Annotated in this window: 16 protein-coding genes, 1 pseudogene and 1 riboswitch; of the genes and pseudogenes, 8 read left to right on the top strand and 9 right to left on the bottom strand. The window is 68.4% G+C overall.

Annotated elements, in window-relative coordinates:
- The coding region (locus QM619_RS04145; RefSeq protein ID WP_415104611.1) for a transposase at positions 1 to 157 on the top strand (157 nt) is incomplete at its 5' end.
- 125 nt (positions 158 to 282) lie between these two features.
- On the opposite strand, the gene QM619_RS04140 is transcribed toward QM619_RS04145, so the two are convergent.
- From QM619_RS04140 to QM619_RS04110, 7 genes are all read right to left on the bottom strand, one after another.
- Entirely contained in the window at positions 283 to 459 is a 177-nt protein-coding gene (locus QM619_RS04140) for a hypothetical protein (RefSeq protein ID WP_415104605.1), read from the bottom strand.
- 17 nt (positions 460 to 476) lie between these two features.
- The gene (cas6, locus tag QM619_RS04135) at positions 477 to 1010 is read right to left on the bottom strand and encodes a CRISPR system precrRNA processing endoribonuclease RAMP protein Cas6 (RefSeq protein WP_415104603.1); all 534 of its coding nucleotides are present in this window, start codon (positions 1008 to 1010) and stop codon (positions 477 to 479) included.
- 118 nt (positions 1011 to 1128) lie between these two features.
- Positions 1129 to 1359 carry a hypothetical protein gene (locus QM619_RS04130; RefSeq protein WP_415104601.1) on the bottom strand — a complete coding sequence of 77 codons (231 nt, stop codon included), beginning with the start codon at positions 1357 to 1359 and terminating at the stop codon, positions 1129 to 1131.
- Positions 1360 to 1601: 242 nt separating this feature from the next.
- Positions 1602 to 2279 carry a response regulator gene (locus QM619_RS04125; RefSeq protein ID WP_415104599.1) on the bottom strand — a complete coding sequence of 226 codons (678 nt, stop codon included), beginning with the start codon at positions 2277 to 2279 and terminating at the stop codon, positions 1602 to 1604.
- On the bottom strand, positions 2276 to 4432 hold the full coding sequence (locus QM619_RS04120; RefSeq protein ID WP_415104597.1) for a sensor histidine kinase: 2157 nt from the start codon (positions 4430 to 4432) through the stop codon (positions 2276 to 2278). Before QM619_RS04120 ends, QM619_RS04125 begins: the two co-directional genes overlap by 4 nt.
- Positions 4433 to 4796: 364 nt before the next feature.
- On the bottom strand, positions 4797 to 5822 hold the full coding sequence (locus tag QM619_RS04115) for an ABC transporter substrate-binding protein (RefSeq protein ID WP_415104595.1): 1026 nt from the start codon (positions 5820 to 5822) through the stop codon (positions 4797 to 4799).
- Positions 5823 to 5832: 10 nt separating this feature from the next.
- Complete coding sequence (locus QM619_RS04110; protein ID WP_415104593.1) at positions 5833 to 6591, bottom strand: ABC transporter permease; 759 nt, start codon at positions 6589 to 6591, stop codon at positions 5833 to 5835.
- Positions 6592 to 6683: 92 nt separating this feature from the next.
- Positions 6684 to 6809, bottom strand: a riboswitch (FMN riboswitch).
- A gap of 131 nt (positions 6810 to 6940) precedes the next feature.
- Between QM619_RS04110 and QM619_RS04105 the strand changes: the two genes are divergently transcribed.
- The 7 genes and pseudogenes from QM619_RS04105 to QM619_RS04075 all read left to right on the top strand — a co-directional run bounded on the left by QM619_RS04105 (position 6941) and on the right by QM619_RS04075 (position 13336).
- Complete coding sequence (locus tag QM619_RS04105; RefSeq protein ID WP_415104591.1) at positions 6941 to 7576, top strand: HAD family hydrolase; 636 nt, start codon at positions 6941 to 6943, stop codon at positions 7574 to 7576.
- A gap of 334 nt (positions 7577 to 7910) precedes the next feature.
- Positions 7911 to 9140 (top strand): efflux RND transporter periplasmic adaptor subunit, encoded by a 1230-nt coding sequence (locus QM619_RS04100; RefSeq protein WP_415104589.1) that lies wholly within the window; start codon positions 7911 to 7913, stop codon positions 9138 to 9140.
- 5 nt (positions 9141 to 9145) lie between these two features.
- The gene (locus tag QM619_RS04095; protein ID WP_415104609.1) at positions 9146 to 9835 is read left to right on the top strand and encodes an ABC transporter ATP-binding protein; all 690 of its coding nucleotides are present in this window, start codon (positions 9146 to 9148) and stop codon (positions 9833 to 9835) included.
- A complete protein-coding gene (locus QM619_RS04090; RefSeq protein ID WP_415104587.1) occupies positions 9835 to 11064 on the top strand; it encodes an ABC transporter permease in 1230 nt (409 codons plus the stop codon). The genes QM619_RS04095 and QM619_RS04090 overlap by 1 nt, the downstream gene beginning before the upstream one ends.
- Positions 11061 to 11327, top strand: a pseudogene (locus tag QM619_RS04085) (secretion protein HlyD); the annotation flags it as partial. The gene QM619_RS04090 and the pseudogene QM619_RS04085, both read left to right, overlap by 4 nt.
- A 765-nt stretch (positions 11328 to 12092) precedes the next feature.
- Positions 12093 to 12794, top strand: a complete 702-nt coding sequence (locus QM619_RS04080) for an efflux RND transporter periplasmic adaptor subunit (protein WP_415104607.1) — start codon at positions 12093 to 12095, stop codon at positions 12792 to 12794.
- A gap of 200 nt (positions 12795 to 12994) precedes the next feature.
- The gene (locus QM619_RS04075; protein ID WP_415104585.1) at positions 12995 to 13336 is read left to right on the top strand and encodes an excalibur calcium-binding domain-containing protein; all 342 of its coding nucleotides are present in this window, start codon (positions 12995 to 12997) and stop codon (positions 13334 to 13336) included.
- A 43-nt stretch (positions 13337 to 13379) separates the two neighbouring features.
- On the opposite strand, the gene hutI is transcribed toward QM619_RS04075, so the two are convergent.
- Positions 13380 to 14600 carry an imidazolonepropionase gene (hutI, locus tag QM619_RS04070; RefSeq protein WP_415104583.1) on the bottom strand — a complete coding sequence of 407 codons (1221 nt, stop codon included), beginning with the start codon at positions 14598 to 14600 and terminating at the stop codon, positions 13380 to 13382.
- A gap of 4 nt (positions 14601 to 14604) precedes the next feature.
- Complete coding sequence (hutU, locus tag QM619_RS04065) at positions 14605 to 16275, bottom strand: urocanate hydratase (RefSeq protein ID WP_415104581.1); 1671 nt, start codon at positions 16273 to 16275, stop codon at positions 14605 to 14607.
- Positions 16276 to 16433: the final 158 nt, after the last annotated feature.

Here is a 16433-nt window from a genome sequence, read left to right as displayed (position 1 = left end):
CTTCGACACCGCCCGCTCCAACAACGGCGGCGCCGAAGCCATCAACGGACTCATCGAACTCCACCGCCGCATCGCCCGCGGCTACCGCAACCGCGACAACTACCGACTACGCATGCTCCTCATCGGCTGCGGACTCACCCACCCCCACCTCAAGTAGGAAGAGCCTGAAACGGGCGATGCCCGGCGACAGCACACCGTCTTCACGATCGTTGGCGAGCACATCCTCCCAGGCGCGCTGCAGCGAACGTGCACTGACCGCATGCTCCAGCAGCCGGCCCATGACTACTCACCCGGCCTGGCGCGTTTGCGCTGCGGTGGATGGAGACGCGTCACACCAAGACCCTTGGCTTTCGCCGAACCAACCCCGGCATAGGGGGCGAGCCGGAACAGCGCATCGACCAGTTCACGGGTACTCGGCACGTCGCAGCGATAGAGCACCCGGCCGGTGAACGCCGACAATCGAAGACCCGAGAGCGTCATCCGGCGGCTCGCGCCCTGAATGTCACTACCCACACATCGTCGCTCTGCTGGCGCGTGAGCTCCCGCTCGGGAAACCCGGACAGGGCATTCCAGCTCGTCAACAGGCCACGCAGCACCGCGCCCGCGACCGGCAGCGGCGAGGCACGATGCCCGTGCCGGAAGGTGACCGGTGTGACGAACTCGAGATCCCAACGGTCGGCACCACTCGGCTCGGCCAGCGACTCCCAACTCTCGTCGGCGACGCGGATCGGGCGTCCGACCATAACCTGGTCACCACCGAGACGAACCGTCGCCGGCGGCGCGGTCGCGATCTCGAGAAGATTCTCGGCGAAGGCGGTCAGCGTGGACACCTCGAACCCGACCCGACCATCGTCACCGCGGGCGAGTGGCGAAATCGCGTACGGCTTCACACCCGCCGCGTGGTTCTCGACCGTTCGATCGAACCAGCGCGAGACCGCCGCGTGAACGTGTTCCAACTTGACCTGTTCGGGGCGGGCGCCGTCCAGCGGAATCCACCATCGCGTTGGCATCAGATCTCCCCCACATTTGCGAAGGTGCCCAGGGCTCGACATCCAATGATCTGGCCCTGGTCGTCCCGCAACTCGTCCTGAGGAAAGACCGGGTCGGGACGGTCGACGGCGGCTGCTGTCACCCTTGAGACGAGATAGAGAACACCGTCGACCGGCGCCGCCAGCCTTCTATCTCGTCGGCATACGAGATCGGCTGCAACGCCACCCGCGTTCCGTTGACGGTGACATGCGATACCCCGCCCTTCATTTCACGGATACGGGCGAGCACGCCGGTCGGCGGGAGTGTGATCTCGTCGGCGCCGCCGGGGTCGACGGTTACCGGGTGAGGTGTGAGGTTGACGATGCTCACGGCGTCCGTGGTACTCGCGGAACGGCTCTTAGCGACCTGCATACTCTCCCCCAGCTCTGCACTCGGCAGTGGCTCGCGACGATCCTGCCAGCCTTACCCGGCCGAATAGGGCTCGACACGCTCAGTCAGCGATGGAGCATGGGCGGGGTCGGTTCCCCGCGGTTCCGTGCGCGACCATATCAGCGGTCTCGACAAGCCCGACCAACGACACGGGTCTCGACAAGCTCGACCAGCGAGAGATTTTAGTTGCGACGCTCCACCGGGGGGATGATGCCGTCTTCGATTGCCCGCCGGAACAATTCTAGTTTGTTGTTTGCCGGACGATTCACCTGCGTATATTTCACTCGAATGCGCTTCAGATATTCTTTTACGCTATTCTCGGTGATGTAGAGCTGTTGGGCGACTGCAGGAATCTCCAGGCCGGCGACATAGAGCGACAGCACTTCGCGTTCGCGCGGGCCGAGGGTGGCCGCGACGTAGGTGGTGTCCGATTCGATGGCGGCGAGAATCTCTTGCGAGAGCACCATTTGGCCTTCGGCCACCGCCTCCAGCGCTTCGATGGTCTGGGCGATCGGTTCGGCCTTGCGGCAGACGCCGTCCGCGCCGCCGGCCAGCGCCCGGCGCACCAGCCGGATGTTGTCCGCGATCGAGTAGACCAGAATGCGGTAGCCGACCTCGGCGAGGCGTTCGACGTTGTCCTTCGGGTCGGTGTCGTCGCCCAGCGACAGATCGAGCATCACCACGTCGGCGTCCACCGAGTCGGCCAGGAAGGCGTCCACAGTCTCGTGCGAACTGACCACGCACACCCGGTCGGCCGCGTGCTGTTGCAGAGCCGCGCCCACCCCCAGTCGAATGGCTTCGTGATCGTCGATGATCGCGATCCGGATGACGGAGCTCCGGGCGATGGGGGTGTCGGTCATGTCTTCCTCACAGTGACGGTGCCAGCCTCGTCAATGGTAGTGAGGTTACGTTCGTCACCGACACGGAGAATCGTGACCGCGTCGGCATATCCTTCGGGCGCCGTCCGGGCCACGATGCGTCCGCCGGTCGAAGCACGCACCAATTCCTCGAGCTGACGCAGCGTCGCACGACGGACCGGCTCGGGCAGCTTCGACCCGCGGTTGTCCACCAGGACCACCTCGACACCGCGTTCGCGGGCGGCCTGAATGGCGTCCGAAACACCTTGTGAAATCAGGTTTCCAGCCCGCAGCGCATCGCGCAGCCGACCCTCCAGAACGCGGCAGGCGTCCCGTTCGTCGGCACTCAACTGATGCGTCGGGTCGGCCAGATTCTGCAGCAGCGGCCCGATCTGGGCACGCAACTCGGTCAGCCACACCTCACGCAACACCAGTTTCGAAAAGCTCTCAGCCATCGCCTGCGTGTTCTGCCGCGACGCGCTGCGAACCCGGACCAGCTGCTCCCCGATGGTCCGGACGCCGCGCATCACCAGTGTGGCGAGCACCAACCACAACAACGGCCCGAACGCCACGTTGAGGAAGCTGTACCAGCCGAACGGCTGGCCCAAGGTCCACAGCAGCACCTGCACCATGAAGATCAGCAGACCCACCCAGGCGATCACCCGGCGACCCCGGACCAGCACCGTGATCAACAGCACCATCACCACGCTGCTGTGCCAGGTGCCGTACCCGATGACCTCCGGAATCGGCGTGGCCCGGTGCATCAACTGAGACAGCACGGTCAGGCAGACCACCACAAGGACTGCCCCGGCGTTGCTGATCCGGCGGTCGCCCGCGCGCCAGACCGCGATGCCGGTCGCCAGCACCGCCAACCCGAGCGCGGTCAGCGTCAGCGGGTTGATCGCCGGCTGGGTGACCGCGTCGATCAACCCGACCAGTACCTGGACGCCGACCATCAGCCAGACCAGGAACAGGAACATCTCGACCCGCATCACCGACCGGATCGCCTCGGACGCCCGCCGCCGCGACACCGAATCGGTACGGCGCTGCTCGCGTCCGACCCAGACCAGACTGACCAGGGTGCCCTCGCCGGCCCCCGAGACGATGTCGACCGTGCCGCCGATATGCCGCAGCCGCTCCCGCATCGACACCCGGATGCCGAAGCGATTCTCCGGTACCGCGTCCGGATCGAAGCCCTTGCCGTCGTCACGGATATCGACCCGGACCTGCTGCTCTTGGCGATCGGCCCGTACGGACACCGTGATCGTGCAGTTCTCGGCCTCGGCGTGCCGGGTGACGTTGGAGGCGGCCTCGCGGGCAGCTTGGCCGAGCACACTGGCCGCGGCGGCGTTCACCCGCAGCGTCGAGTCGCCGGAAATCACCGCCAGCTGAGCCTGCGGACAGACCGGCTCCACCATGTCCTTGATCAGCCGAGCCAGCTGGTGCAGATCAAGCGACTGCCCACTGTCGGTAGCGGTGCCGGCCTCCGCGAGGGCGGCCAGCGCGGTCCGGGCCAGGTCGGCCACCTCGCCGCGCGGCTGGTCGGTCTGCACGGCCGCCACCAGCGTCGTCATCACCCGATCGTGGATGATGCCGTCGAGAATCGTCCGCTGCTGCTGCAGGGCGCGGTCGATCGCCCGGTCGGCCTCCACCCGCTGAGAGGCGGTCGTGGTGGCGTCCAACTCGTCAACGGCGTTGGCGAAGAACCGGATCAACAACAGCAGCGCCGTCGGCAGCACCAGCAGGGTCAGCACGTCTTGCATCGCCTCGAGCACGTCCCGGTTGCCGCCTGGCGCCGTCGTCCGAAGCACCCCGAAGACCACCGCGGTGACGCAGGTGTAGGCGAACGCTATCGGCACCGTGGTCGCCATCGCGGCGCAGACCGCGGCCACCCCTACACACATCCACAGCCACGGCGGCTGGGTGGCGGATGCCGGACTCAGCCACGCCCACCTCCAGGTCCCCAGACCGACGAGACAGACCAGCGCGTAGGCGCCGCACAACCAGCGGACGTCACCCAGCCAGGCGTAGACGGGCAGCAGCAGGCTGAACCCGACGATGCCGCCGCCGACCGTGGCCAGCCACAAGGGATGCAGGTACTCGAACTGGACGAACGCCATGAACATGGCCGGGAAGAGCGTGGCGAGACAACTCAACGCGACGGCTCGGGCCAACCCCAACCGCAGTCCGGACGCGCTCGCGCCCCGAGCAGGATCGGCCCTGCCCAGGTGGCCCGTTCCAGCGCCGGGCGCCACTAGGCAGCCCGGCCATCCAGAGGGTCCGGTGCGGGTCTGGTCCGCTTCCAAGCAGGCAACATCCTGCCCAGGGGTGTGCCGTGCATGGGGTCATCCTGCCATCGCCCGCCGACCTGGTGCCAGACGCCCGAGCCTCGGATGAGCGGTGCGCATCGACACAGGATGGGTCGCCGCGGAATCTGAGAGGTGCGGTCCAGTTGGTGAGCGTGCTGCGTGTCAGGCTCTCGTGGGTGACTGGACCGCGAATTTCAGGGCCGTCTATCCTCTACCCCGCGTAGGCGTTGCTGAAGGCGTCCGACGCGGCGACCGGGTGGGAGATCAGCTTCGAACGGTCCAGGAAGGCCGCCATCGCATCCCACTGCGCGGCGTCCAGGGCCGGCTGGAATCGGCCGTCGCTGAGCGCCATCAGGTCGACGGTCGCGGCGAGAACTGCCTCGGCGTTGGGCCGGGCGGACGCCGTCCAGCCCGGAATCTGGGTGGCCGAGACGTCGATCGCCGCCTGCTGATCGGCAGCGGTCGCCTCGATCGCCTTCGCCGTGGCGGCCACCACCTGGCGGACCACCTCGGGGTGCTTCTCGGCGTACGCCTTCGAGGTGAGCAGGCAGGTGCTGACCAGCGGAACCGTCCCTGGCGCCACGGCAAGCGCGCGCGGTTCGTCGCCGAACGCCATTACCTGGAGCAGTTCGTTGGTGCTGAAGCCGACGATGGCGTCCACGTTCTCTTTCTTCAGCGCGGCCACCTGTGTGTAACCGACCTCTTGGATGTCGACATCTTTCTCGGTGAGCCCGGCGGTGGCCAGCGCGACCTGAACGGCCAGCCAGGACTCCCCGAACCGGCCGGGAACGCCGAGCGAACGGCCCTTCAGATCGGCCAACTGCCGGATCGGGGAACTGCCGAGCACGATCACATTGACCGGGAATGCCTTGTAGTAGGCGCCGACAGCGATCACGTCCACCCCCTCGGCGCGGGCTTGCATGGCCTCGCTGCCGGCGGCCACCAGGAAATCCTCGTTCCCCGAGGTGAAGGCGGTGAACAGTCCCTCGCTGGAGCCGTGGTGGCGCAGGCTGACCTGGGCGTCGACGCCGGCGAAGAGCTTCTGCGCCTCGGCGACGTAGAAGGGCGCGAACTGCACGTTCGGGATGTAGCTGAGCCCGATGGTGGCACGCGCGGCCGCCGCGCCCGTGCTCGTCGCGCTGGCCGAGTTGGTCGATACCGACGTCCCCGTTGGCGTGGTGGTGCAGCCGACCAGCCCGAGGGCGAGTGCGGCGGCCAGGAAGTTCCGACGATGCATGGGTGGTCTCCTAGGTCAGGGCTTCTACGATGGCGGAGCGGCGCTCCCACCAGGTGATCAGCGAGTAGGCACCGGCCGCGATCAGGCAGAGCCAGGCGATGGTGGCGAACATGCCGGTGGTGTCGACGGCGTCCCGCTGCACGGTGAGGACGGTGCCCAGGCCGTTGCCGCCCATCACCATCTCGCCCACCACCGCGCCGGTGACACTCAGCGCGAAGCCGTTCTTGAACCCGGCGAGCAGCGACGGCAGGGCCAGCGGCGCCTCCACGTGACACAGCAGGGCGAGGCTGCCGGCGCCGTCGAGGCGGGCGGCGTCCACCACCTCACGAGCCACCATTCGCAGTCCGACAACGGCAGACACCAGGATCGGGAAGAACACGATCAGGGCACAGAGGGCGATCACCGGGACCAGTCCGTAGCCGACCCAGAGCACCAGCAGTGGTGCCAGGGCGATCGCCGGGATCGCCTGGGTGGCGCCCAGGAACGGCTGGACGGCGTCCGAGAACCAGGCCGACCGGTGAATCGCCACCGCCAGCGGCAACGCGACGACGGCACCGACCAGGCAGCCGCCCATCGCCTCGCCGAAGGTGACAGCCAGGTACGGCCAGAGCGTGCCGGCGAGGGCGTCGTCCACCAGCCGAGTCAGGACGCCGACCGGGCCGGGCAACAGCAGCGGGGACGCCGCAGCGGCGGCCAAGGCCCACCAGGCGCCGAGCAGGACGAGGCCGAGCAGGGCGGGCGCGAGCAAGCGCCGCCGCTGGGGGCTCATCCTTCTCATGGTCTCCTCCGGTCCGCGTCCACGCGTTCCGGGGCCGGCGCACAGAGATGCGCCTACGACGGCAGGCGTCATCGACGACTGCCGTTCGTGCTGCCTCCCATCCGGACTTTCACCGTCGGTTCCGGAATTCCACCGGATCAACCGCTGCAAGCAGCGGGTCGCGGACTGTCACCGCCGGTTCGGACTTACACCGACCCCGGAGCACGATCGGGCTCACTATAACGCCGCGATGCGCCGCGTCCCAGAGGCGTCCGCCCGCCGTCCGATCCCGTGACCACGCGAGCGGTTCTCTTGGTCACCGGTGACCAGAACCATCCCCGGCGATCGGTAGGCTGCGGGGATGCAGCGACCAGATCCCGTGCGTGCCGTGGTGTTCGACTTCGACGGGCTGTTGGCCGACACCGAGAAGCCGTGGGGGACGGCCGAGGCGGCCATGTTCACCACACGCGGGCTGGTCTACGGCGATACCGAGCGTCATCTCTTCCTGGGTGCGGCCTGCGCGGACGCTGCCGCGATCATGGCCGAGCGCTTCGGCGAGCCCTATCCGGACGTGTTGGCCGAGTTCGTCGGTCGCGCCCGGCAGGAGTTGACGGCCGGTTCCGAACCGATGTCGGGCGCCGCCGACCTGCTGGCCCGGCTGCAGCTGCCGTTCGCGGTCGCCAGCAACACGCCGCGGGATCTTCTCGATCTGTCGATCACGGCGTCTGGGCTGGCCGACCTGGTGCCGTTGTCGGTCTCGGCGAGCGAGGTCGCCGCCCCGAAGCCGGCACCGGACGTCTACCTGCGGGCCTGCGAACTGCTGGGGGTCGATCCCGCCGACGCGGTGGCGATCGAGGACTCCCGCACCGGTGCCGCCGCCGCCCGCGCCGCCGGACTCTGGGTGGTCATGGTGCCCTCCGGACCACACCAACCCGACGACGCCCACCTGATCGTGGACGCGCTGAGTCACCCGGCTCTCGCCGATGTGCTGCCCTGATCCCTACATATCGTCCCTAGCCGCGACGTCATCCCTTGCCACGTCGTCCCGGACTGATCCGACCCGATCCGGGATCTCCCGGCCCGACGGACGCCCGACAGAGATCCCGGCGTCCGCCGGGATGACGATAGTGCCCCCACGCCACGTCATCCCGGACTTGATCCGACTTGATCCGGGATGAAGGCGATGGTCCCCACACCACAGCGTCCGGCACAGGTCCACACAGCGTTCTCACAGATTGCCGTCCTATTTTCGACTCAGCAATCGCTGAGGAGAGCCGAAACAGATGTCAACTGAAACGCCGACGGCGCCCCCGAAGCGGCGCCGTCTCCGCATGTCAGGCCGGAAATGGCTGTGGTTGTCGGTAGCCGTCGTGGTGGTGATCGGCGCTGGCGTGGGCACCTTCCTGCTGCTGCGTCCGGCCCGTACCAACCAGGCACAGGCGCTCAACAGAACCGTGCAGGTCACCGTCGGCACACAGACCCAGACAGTCAGCGTGGACGGCACACTCACCCCGCGCAAACAGTCCAACGTGAACTTCGCGGTCTCGGGCACCATCACCGACGTCTATGTCAAGGCCGGCGACACGGTGAAAAAGAACCAGAAACTGGCCCGCGTCGATGACACCGACCTCGCCGACGCCGTCGACTTGGCCGAGGCGAACCTGACCACCGCGCAGGCCAACTACGACGAGGTCGTCGACAACGACGACAGCAGCACCGCCGCGATCAACTCCGCCGAAGCCCAGGTCGCCTCTGCCCAAGCGGCCCTGACCAGCGCCGAACAGGACCTCAGCGCCGCCGTGCTGCGCTCACCCATCGCCGGCACAGTGGCAGCCGTGACGGCCGAGGAGGGCGACAGCGTCAGTGGCAGCGGGACGTCCTCGTCCTCGTCCAGCCGGTCGAGCAGTTCCAGCAGCTCCAGCAGCTCCAGCACATCCACGTCGTCCTCGTCCAGCACGGCCCAGTTCAGCGTGATCTCCACCGCCACCTGGAAGTTGACGGGCAGCGTCGGCAATGCCGACCTGGGCAGCCTCAAGGCCGGGCAGAGCGTCGCAGTGACACCGTCCGGCGCAGCCAAGGCGATCAAGGGCACAGTGGCCTCCGTCGGCATCGTGGCGACCTCGACCAGCGACGGCGCCGCCACCTTCCCGGTCGTCATCAACCTCTCCGGGAAACACACCGATCTGTACTCGGGCACCACCGCCTCCGCGGTGATCACCACCGGCAGTTACCCCGACGTGCTGACCGTGCCGACCGCAGCGATCCGCACGGAGGACGGAAAGACCGTTGTCACCAAGGTCGACGGTTCCGCCACCAGCACCGTCGAGGTGAGCGTCGGCAGGGTGTTCGGCAGCGAGACCGAGATCACCAAGGGACTTTCCGAAGGAGATAGCGTCCAGATCACTTCCGCCCGGCCCAATGCCACCAGCAGCGCCGAATCGCAACAGCAGGGCGGCGGACTCGGCGGTGGGCTCGGCGGCGGACTGGGCGGCGGACTCGGCGGTGGCGGCGGCGGCCAGCCCCCTGGCGGCAGCGGCGGCAATGGGGGGCAGCGCCGATGACCCCGATGCTCCGCATGGTCGACGTGCGTAAGACGTACTCCACCGGCGTGGTGCAGGTGGAGGCGCTGCGCGGCATCGACCTGTTAGTCGCCGAGGGCGACTACTTGGCGATCATGGGCCCCTCCGGTTCCGGCAAGTCCACCCTGATGCACATCATCGGCTGCCTGGACGTGCCCACGTCCGGCAGCTACGAGTTGGACGGCACCGATGTCGGCTCGATGACCGAGAAGCAGCTGGCGGAGGTGCGCAACCGCAAGATCGGCTTCGTCTTCCAGCAGTTCAACCTGCTGCCGAGCCTGACCGCGCTGCGCAACGTCGAACTGCCGCTGATCTATGCCGGGGTGCCTGCCACCCAGCGCCGCGAGCGGGCCATGGCAGCCCTGGAACGGGTCGGACTGGGTCAACGCGTCCAGCATCGGCCCGGCGAACTCTCCGGCGGCCAGCAGCAGCGAGTGTCGGTAGCCCGCGCACTGGTCACCGACCCGGCCTTGCTGCTCGCGGACGAGCCGACCGGCAACCTGGATTCGCACTCCACCGAGGAGATCCTGGAGTTGTTCGCCGAGCTCAACCGCGCCGGACGCACCATCGTGATGATCACCCACGAACTGGACGTCGCACAGCGCGCCCGGCAGCGGGTGTCCATCCGGGATGGCCTGCTGTCCGCGACCGACTCGCTGCTGGGGACCGTCCGGTGATGCCCTGGTCCGAGACCGTCCGAACGGCGGTCGCCGCCCTCAACGCGCGCCGGATGCGATCGTTGCTCACCATGCTCGGCATCCTGATCGGCATCGCCGCAGTGATGCTGACCGTCGGGCTGGGCCAAGGCGCGCAGCAGCAGATCACCTCGCAGATCAACGCGCTGGGCTCCAACATGATCATCGTCAGCCCTACTCAGGGCACCTCGACCGGCGGCTTCCGCGGTGGTGGCAGCGCCGCGTCGACGCTCACCACCGCCGACGCCGCCATGCTCGCCGACCCGGCCGTCGCACCCGACATCGCCGCCGTCGCGCCGGTGTCGACGACGTCCGGATCGCTGCAGTCGGCGTCCACCACCTGGACGGCGACAGTCGTCGGCACCGTCCCCGACTGGCAGACCGTGCGGGCCCGCGAGGTCGAGTCGGGACGGTTCTTCTCCGCTGACGAACTGAACTCGGCACAGCCGGTCGCCGTGATCGGAACGACCACCGCCGAGGAGTTGTTCGCCACCGGTTCGCCGATCGGGCAGACGGTGAGCGTTAACAGTCAGTCGTTCACCGTCATCGGCGTGCTCGCCTCGGAAGGATCGTCGCTGTCGTCCAACGAGGACGACACCGTGATCGTGCCGCTGACCACCTTCGCCGCCCGGCTGTCCACCTCGGGCAGCGCCAACAGCGTCTCGTCCATCTACCTCTCCGGCAAGGACGCCGACAGCCTCTCCGCCGCCTACCAGCAGGTGCAGACCGCGCTGCTGGCCTCGCATCAGGTGACCACCGACACTGCCGACTTCTCGGTGAGCACCCAGGCGTCCCTGGTGGAGACCGCCACCTCTGTCACCGGCGTGTTGACCCTGCTGCTCGGCGGCATCGCCGGCATCTCGCTGCTGGTCGGCGGCATCGGCGTGATGAACATCATGCTGGTCTCGGTCAGCGAACGAGTCCGGGAGATCGGCCTGCGCAAGGCGCTCGGCGCCACCCCGGGAGTGATCCGCCAGCAGTTCCTGGTGGAGGCCGGGATCCTCGGCACCCTCGGCGGACTGCTGGGCGTCGGAATCGGCGTGCTTGGCGCGGTGATACTGACGCCGGTGCTGAGCATCACCGTCGCCATCTCGGTGCCCGCCACCCTGCTCGCGCTGGTCGTGTCGCTGGGCATCGGCCTGGGCGCCGGCGTATACCCCGCCACCCGGGCCGCGAAGCTGGCCCCGATCGACGCATTGAGGAGCGAATGATGGCCATCAACCCACGAGTGCGGGCGATGATCGTCGCGGGGACCGCCCTGGTGGTGGTCGCCGGCGTCGGGATCGGCGTCGCCGTGGCGTCGCCGTCCGGCCCGGTCCGCTACGTGACCGCGACCGTCGGCACCGGCGCAGTGACCCAGTCGTACACCGCGTCCGGCACGGTGGCGCGGTCCAACATCTCGACGACGTCCTTCGAGGTGAGCGGGACGGTGAGCAGCGTCAAGGTCGCCGTCGGCGACATCGTGAGCGCGGGCGACGTCCTGGCGACGCTGAAGAAGGGATCGTTGCAGCTCGCCGTGCTGGAGGCGGAGACGTCGGTGGCGGAGGCGAAGGCGTCGTTGTACTCGGCGCGGCACCCGTCGAGCAGCACCAAGTCGTCGTCGTCTTCCTCCTCTTCCTCGTCTTCTTCGTCCTCGTCGTCCAGCTCGGGGCAGCGCAGCAGCGGTGTCACCATCAATCCGACCACCCTGGTGAGCGCCGCCGCGAAGGTGTCGGACGCCGTGACCCAGGAGTCCACGGCGTGCGCCCCGGTCTTCGGTCCGGCCCCGGAGCCGAGCGCGTCCGCCACTCCCAGCGCCAGCGCCACGAGCAGCGCCAGCGCCACGAGCAGCGCCAGCGCCACGAGCAGCGCCAGCGCGACAACCAGCGCCAGCCCCAGCGCGACAACCAGCACCACAGCCACTCCGAGCGCCTCGGCGACGCCGAGCACAACGGCCTCGGCGTCCGCCACCCCGAGCCCGACTGTCAAAGACGAGGCCGACACCATCGAGCGCAACGATCCGACCGCCGCGGAACTGAAGGCCTGTGGTGAGGCACGGGCGCAGGTACAGCTGGCCACTGCCGCGTTGCAGAAGACCGTGCAGCAGCTGGTCAAGTCGAGCGGGTCGTCGAAGTCCAGTTCCGGTTCGTCGTCGAGTTCGAGTTCGAGTTCGTCCTCGAGTTCGAGCAGTTCGACGGCCACGGTCAGCGCAGCCCAGGTCGCCTCGGCCAAGGCGAAGCTGCTCGAAGCCGAACAGGAGTTGCAGGCGGCGCAGGATGACCTCGCGAACGCCGCATTGCGGGCCCCGATCTCCGGCACGGTCGGCACCGTCGGTCTGACGGCCGGGTCTGCGTCCGGCAGTGGGTCCGTCGTCATCGTCGGGGACGGCAACGCCCAGGTGACCTTCGAGTTGCCGCTCAAGACGCGGACGCTGGTGACCAGCGGGCAGCAGGTGAGCGTCACCCCGGCTGGGTCGACCACCAGCCTGGAGGGAACCCTGACCACCATCAGTGCCGTCGAGACCAGCGGGACCGCCGGCGACACCCCGACGTACGCCGCGACGGTGACGGTGTCCGATCCTGACCAGTTGCTGGCCTCCGGCGCCAAGGCGTCGGTCAGCCTGCCGGTGAAGAGTGCGACCAACGTAGTGCGGGTGCCTGTCTCCGCGGTGACCCCCACCGGAACCGACACGGGGACGGTGCAGATCGTCGGGGACGCACGGGCCGACAGTGCCACCCTGACCAACGTCACCACCGGCGCGGTGGGCGGCGGGTGGATCGAGATCACCGACGGGGTGAAGGCCGGCGATCTGGTCGTGCTGGCCGACAACACCGCGGAGTTGCCGGCGAACTCCACCGGCCGCCGCAGCAGCAGCCAGTCGAGCGCCTCGGCGAGCGCCTCGGCCCAGCCCGCGGCGTCGAGCGCACCCAGTGCGGCACCGTCGGCATCCCCGAGCCGCTGACCGTGGTACGCGGGGAGGGTTCTCCTGGTCAACTGCACCCGTCCCGATATCCAACCGGACGTCCGGTGGTCACTCACCGGACGTCCGGCGGTCACTCACCCAGGTGACATTTCTCACTGGAGGTGTCCGACACCGCCCAATATCCTGAGCCTTGCGCCGGCGAAGAGTTCGCTGGCCGGGGGATTCCGGGGGAATAGTTTATGCGCAAGACCATCGGCATCGGGTCTGTCCTTGTCGGCTGCGCACTGGTGGCTCTGCCGTTGTGCGGCACGGGTCCGGCTGCTGAGGCGGCACCGGCCGTCAGTTCCGCGGTGTTGCCGCAAGCCAAGACCTCGGCGAAGAAGGCCCTGTACAAGAACTGCACGGCGCTGAACAAGAAGTACAAGCACGGCGTCGGCAAGTCGGGCGCCAAGGACAAAGTCAGTGGTCGCGCGAAGGCAGTGAAGAACTTCACCAAGTCCACCAAGATCTACAACGAGGCGATGAGCTACAACCGCGGACTCGACCGCGACAAGGACGGCGTCGCCTGCGAGAAGCACTGACCTTCGCTGCTTCGAGCGGTACGGCGGTGTACCGACTCGCGGGTTAGCGCAGGGCACCGGCCTTCATCACGCTGTGCACCAAGGGGACGCCGGGCCGGTAGGCCAGATGCAGGTGGCTAGGTGCGTCCAGTACCACCAGATCGGCGATAGCACCCGGACGCAGCACGCCGATGTCGTCGCGTTGCAGCGCCTGCGCACCGCCGGCCGTCGCCGCCCATACCGCCTCGGCGGGGGTGAGGTGCAGGTCGCGCACGGCGAGGGCGATCACGAACGGCATGGACGTCGTATAGGACGTCCCCGGGTTGCAGTCCGCACCCAACGCCACGGTCACGCCGGCGTCCCAGAGCCGACGTGCGTCCGGGTACTTGTTGCGGGTGGAGAAGTCGGCCGCCGGCAGCAGCGTCGCGACCGTTTCGGACGCCGCCAGCGCCGCGACGTCGGCGTCGTCGGTGTGACAGACGTGATCGACGGACGCCGCCCCCAACTCAACGGCCAGTTGAATGCCCGGCCCTTGATGCAGCTGGTTGCCATGCATGCGGACGCCGAGCCCAGCGGCCTTCCCGGCGGTCAACACCGCCCGTGACTGGTCCTCGTCGAAAGCCCCCTGCTCGCAGAACACGTCGATCCAGGACGCCAGCGGCGCACACGCCGGGATCATCTCGTCGATCACCATCGCCACATAGTCGTCGACGCGACCGGCGTACTCAGGTGGGGTCACATGGGCCGCCAGCAAGGTCGTGAACGGCGACTGCCCGCCCGCAACCTCCAGGCTGCGGTGCTCGTCGAGCACGCTCTGCCCGTACCCGGACTTGATCTCGACGGTGGTCGTACCCTGCCGCAGGTACTCCCCCACCAACCGGGTCACGTTCGCGGACAACTCCGCGTCCGAGGCGGCCCGGGTGGCGGCCAGCGTGCTGCGGATGCCTCCCGCGGCGTACTTCTGTCCGGCCATCCGGGCGGCGAACTCCTCGGCCCGCTCGCCGGCGAACACCAGATGGCTGTGGCTCTCCACGAAGCCCGGCAGCACCGCGCGTCCCTCAGCATCGAGTCGTTCGTCGGCGTCCGGCGCCTCTGCACGCGGCCCTACCCAGGCGATCCGGCCAGAACCCTGCGACAGCGATCGGGATCCGGCACCGACTGCCGTGCCCGATCCCGATCGCTGTTCCTCGACCACCACGGCGGCGTCCGGGATCACCCCCAGCAAACCGCCCCACGCCGGATCGTTGGTGACCAGCGAGCCGATGTTGTCGATCAGCAGGCTCACGGAATCAGTCCTCCCACATCGGGATCCGGACGCCCCGCTCGCGTGCCACGTCGGCCGCATGGGAGTACCCGGCGTCCACGTGCCGGATGACACCCATGCCCGGATCGTTGGTCAGCACCCGCTCCAGCTTCTGCGCGGCCAGCTCGGTGCCGTCCGCGACGCAGACCTGTCCGGCGTGGATAGAGCGGCCCATGCCGACGCCGCCGCCGTGGTGAATGCTCACCCAGGACGCCCCGGACGCCGTGTTGACCAGGGCGTTCAGCAGCGGCCAGTCGGCCACCGCGTCCGTTCCGTCGAGCATTGCCTCGGTCTCCCGGTAGGGCGAGGCGACCGAGCCGGAGTCCAGGTGGTCGCGTCCGATCGCGATCGGGCCGATCTCACCAGCGGCGACCAGCTCGTTGAACTTCAGGCCGGCACGATGCCGTTCGCCGTAGCCGAGCCAGCAGATCCGCGCCGGCAGCCCCTGGAAGGACACCTTCTCCTGCGCCATGGTGATCCAGCGCTTCAGGCGCTCGTTCTCGGGGAAGAGTTCCAGGATCGCGGCGTCGGTCTTGCGGATGTCCTCGGGATCGCCGGAGAGCGCGGCCCAGCGGAACGGGCCGAGGCCCTCTTCGAACAGCGGACGGATGTAGGCAGGCACGAAGCCGGGGAACTCGAAGGCCCGGTCGAAGCCGCCCTTGCGGGCCTCGTCGCGGATCGAGTTGCCGTAGTCGAAGACCTCGGCGCCGGCGTCCTGAAAGCCCACCATCGCGGCCACGTGAGCGGCCATCGCCGCTTGTGCATCGCGGGTGAACTGCTCCGGGTCGGCGGCGGCACGCGCCTTCATCTCGGCGAACTCATAACCCAGCGGCAGGTAGGCCAGCGGGTCGTGCGCCGAGGTCTGATCGGTGACCGCATCGATGGTGATCTCACCGGCCTGGTGCCGGCGCAGCAGCTCGGGGACCAGGTGGGCGGCGTTGCCGAGCAGCCCGATCGACAGCGGACGCCGGTCAGCCTTGGCCTGGTTGGCCTGCGCGATCGCGTCGTCCAGATCGGACGCCTTGACGTCCAGGTAGCGATGCTCGATCCGGCGGTCGATGCGGCTGGAGTCGCAGTCGATGCAGATCGCCACGCCGTCGTTCATGGTGACCGCGAGCGGCTGCGCGCCGCCCATGCCGCCCAGGCCGGCGGTCAGCGTGATGGTGCCGGCGAGGGTGCCACCGAAGCGCTTGCGGGCGACCGCGCCGAAGGTCTCGTAGGTGCCCTGCAGAATGCCCTGGCTGCCGATGTAGATCCACGAGCCGGCGGTCATCTGGCCGTACATCATCAGGCCCTTGGCCTCGAGCTCGCGGAAGTGCTCCCAGTTGGCCCAGTCGCCGACCAGGTTCGAGTTGGCGATCAGCACCCGCGGCGACCATTCGTGGGTGCGGAACACCCCAACCGGCTTGCCGGACTGCACCAGCAACGTCTCGTCGTCGGCCAGCGTCTCCAGCGTGCGGACGATGGCGTCGAACGCCTCCCACGAGCGCGCCGCGCGGCCAGTGCCGCCGTAGACGACGAGGTCATCGGGGTGCTCGGCGTTCTCGGGGTCGAGGTTGTTCATCAGCATCCGCAACGCGGCCTCCTGCTGCCAGCCGCGGGCATGCAGTTCGAGGCCTCGGGGGGCGCGAACGGGACGGGGTCCGGAAGTGGTCATCGGTGGTCTCCTCTCCCTTCCAGGATCGGACGGCGCACGTCCCGGTTCAGCAAGCGCCGGCCATGCGTCTTATATCCGAGACGCAAGAAGGTCGGATTCAGCTAGCGGCATTCGGTCCAGCCGACAGGTGCGCGAGCCGGGTCGCGTCAGCGGAGGCT

Origin of the sequence: Micropruina sp., from assembly GCF_047606665.1 — a bacterium.
Lineage (GTDB): Bacteria > Actinomycetota > Actinomycetes > Propionibacteriales > Propionibacteriaceae > Micropruina.
The sequence above is the reverse complement of the archived record's forward strand: the minus strand, read 5'-3'. Positions and strand labels throughout refer to the sequence as shown.

What these genes read in the sequence shown, in the direction of transcription:
- cas6 (WP_415104603.1), bottom strand. Translation starts at nt 1,010, where the DNA reads ATGCCAACGCGATGGTGGATTCCGCTGGACGGCGCCCGCCCCGAACAG.
- QM619_RS04125 (WP_415104599.1), bottom strand. Translation starts at nt 2,279, where the DNA reads ATGACCGACACCCCCATCGCCCGGAGCTCCGTCATCCGGATCGCGATC.
- QM619_RS04115 (WP_415104595.1), bottom strand. Translation starts at nt 5,822, where the DNA reads ATGCATCGTCGGAACTTCCTGGCCGCCGCACTCGCCCTCGGGCTGGTC.
- QM619_RS04110 (WP_415104593.1), bottom strand. Translation starts at nt 6,591, where the DNA reads ATGAGCCCCCAGCGGCGGCGCTTGCTCGCGCCCGCCCTGCTCGGCCTC.
- QM619_RS04105 (WP_415104591.1), top strand. Translation starts at nt 6,941, where the DNA reads ATGCAGCGACCAGATCCCGTGCGTGCCGTGGTGTTCGACTTCGACGGG.
- QM619_RS04100 (WP_415104589.1), top strand. Translation starts at nt 7,911, where the DNA reads ATGTCAGGCCGGAAATGGCTGTGGTTGTCGGTAGCCGTCGTGGTGGTG.
- QM619_RS04095 (WP_415104609.1), top strand. Translation starts at nt 9,146, where the DNA reads ATGCTCCGCATGGTCGACGTGCGTAAGACGTACTCCACCGGCGTGGTG.
- QM619_RS04090 (WP_415104587.1), top strand. Translation starts at nt 9,835, where the DNA reads ATGCCCTGGTCCGAGACCGTCCGAACGGCGGTCGCCGCCCTCAACGCG.
- QM619_RS04075 (WP_415104585.1), top strand. Translation starts at nt 12,995, where the DNA reads ATGCGCAAGACCATCGGCATCGGGTCTGTCCTTGTCGGCTGCGCACTG.
- hutU (WP_415104581.1), bottom strand. Translation starts at nt 16,275, where the DNA reads ATGACCACTTCCGGACCCCGTCCCGTTCGCGCCCCCCGAGGCCTCGAA.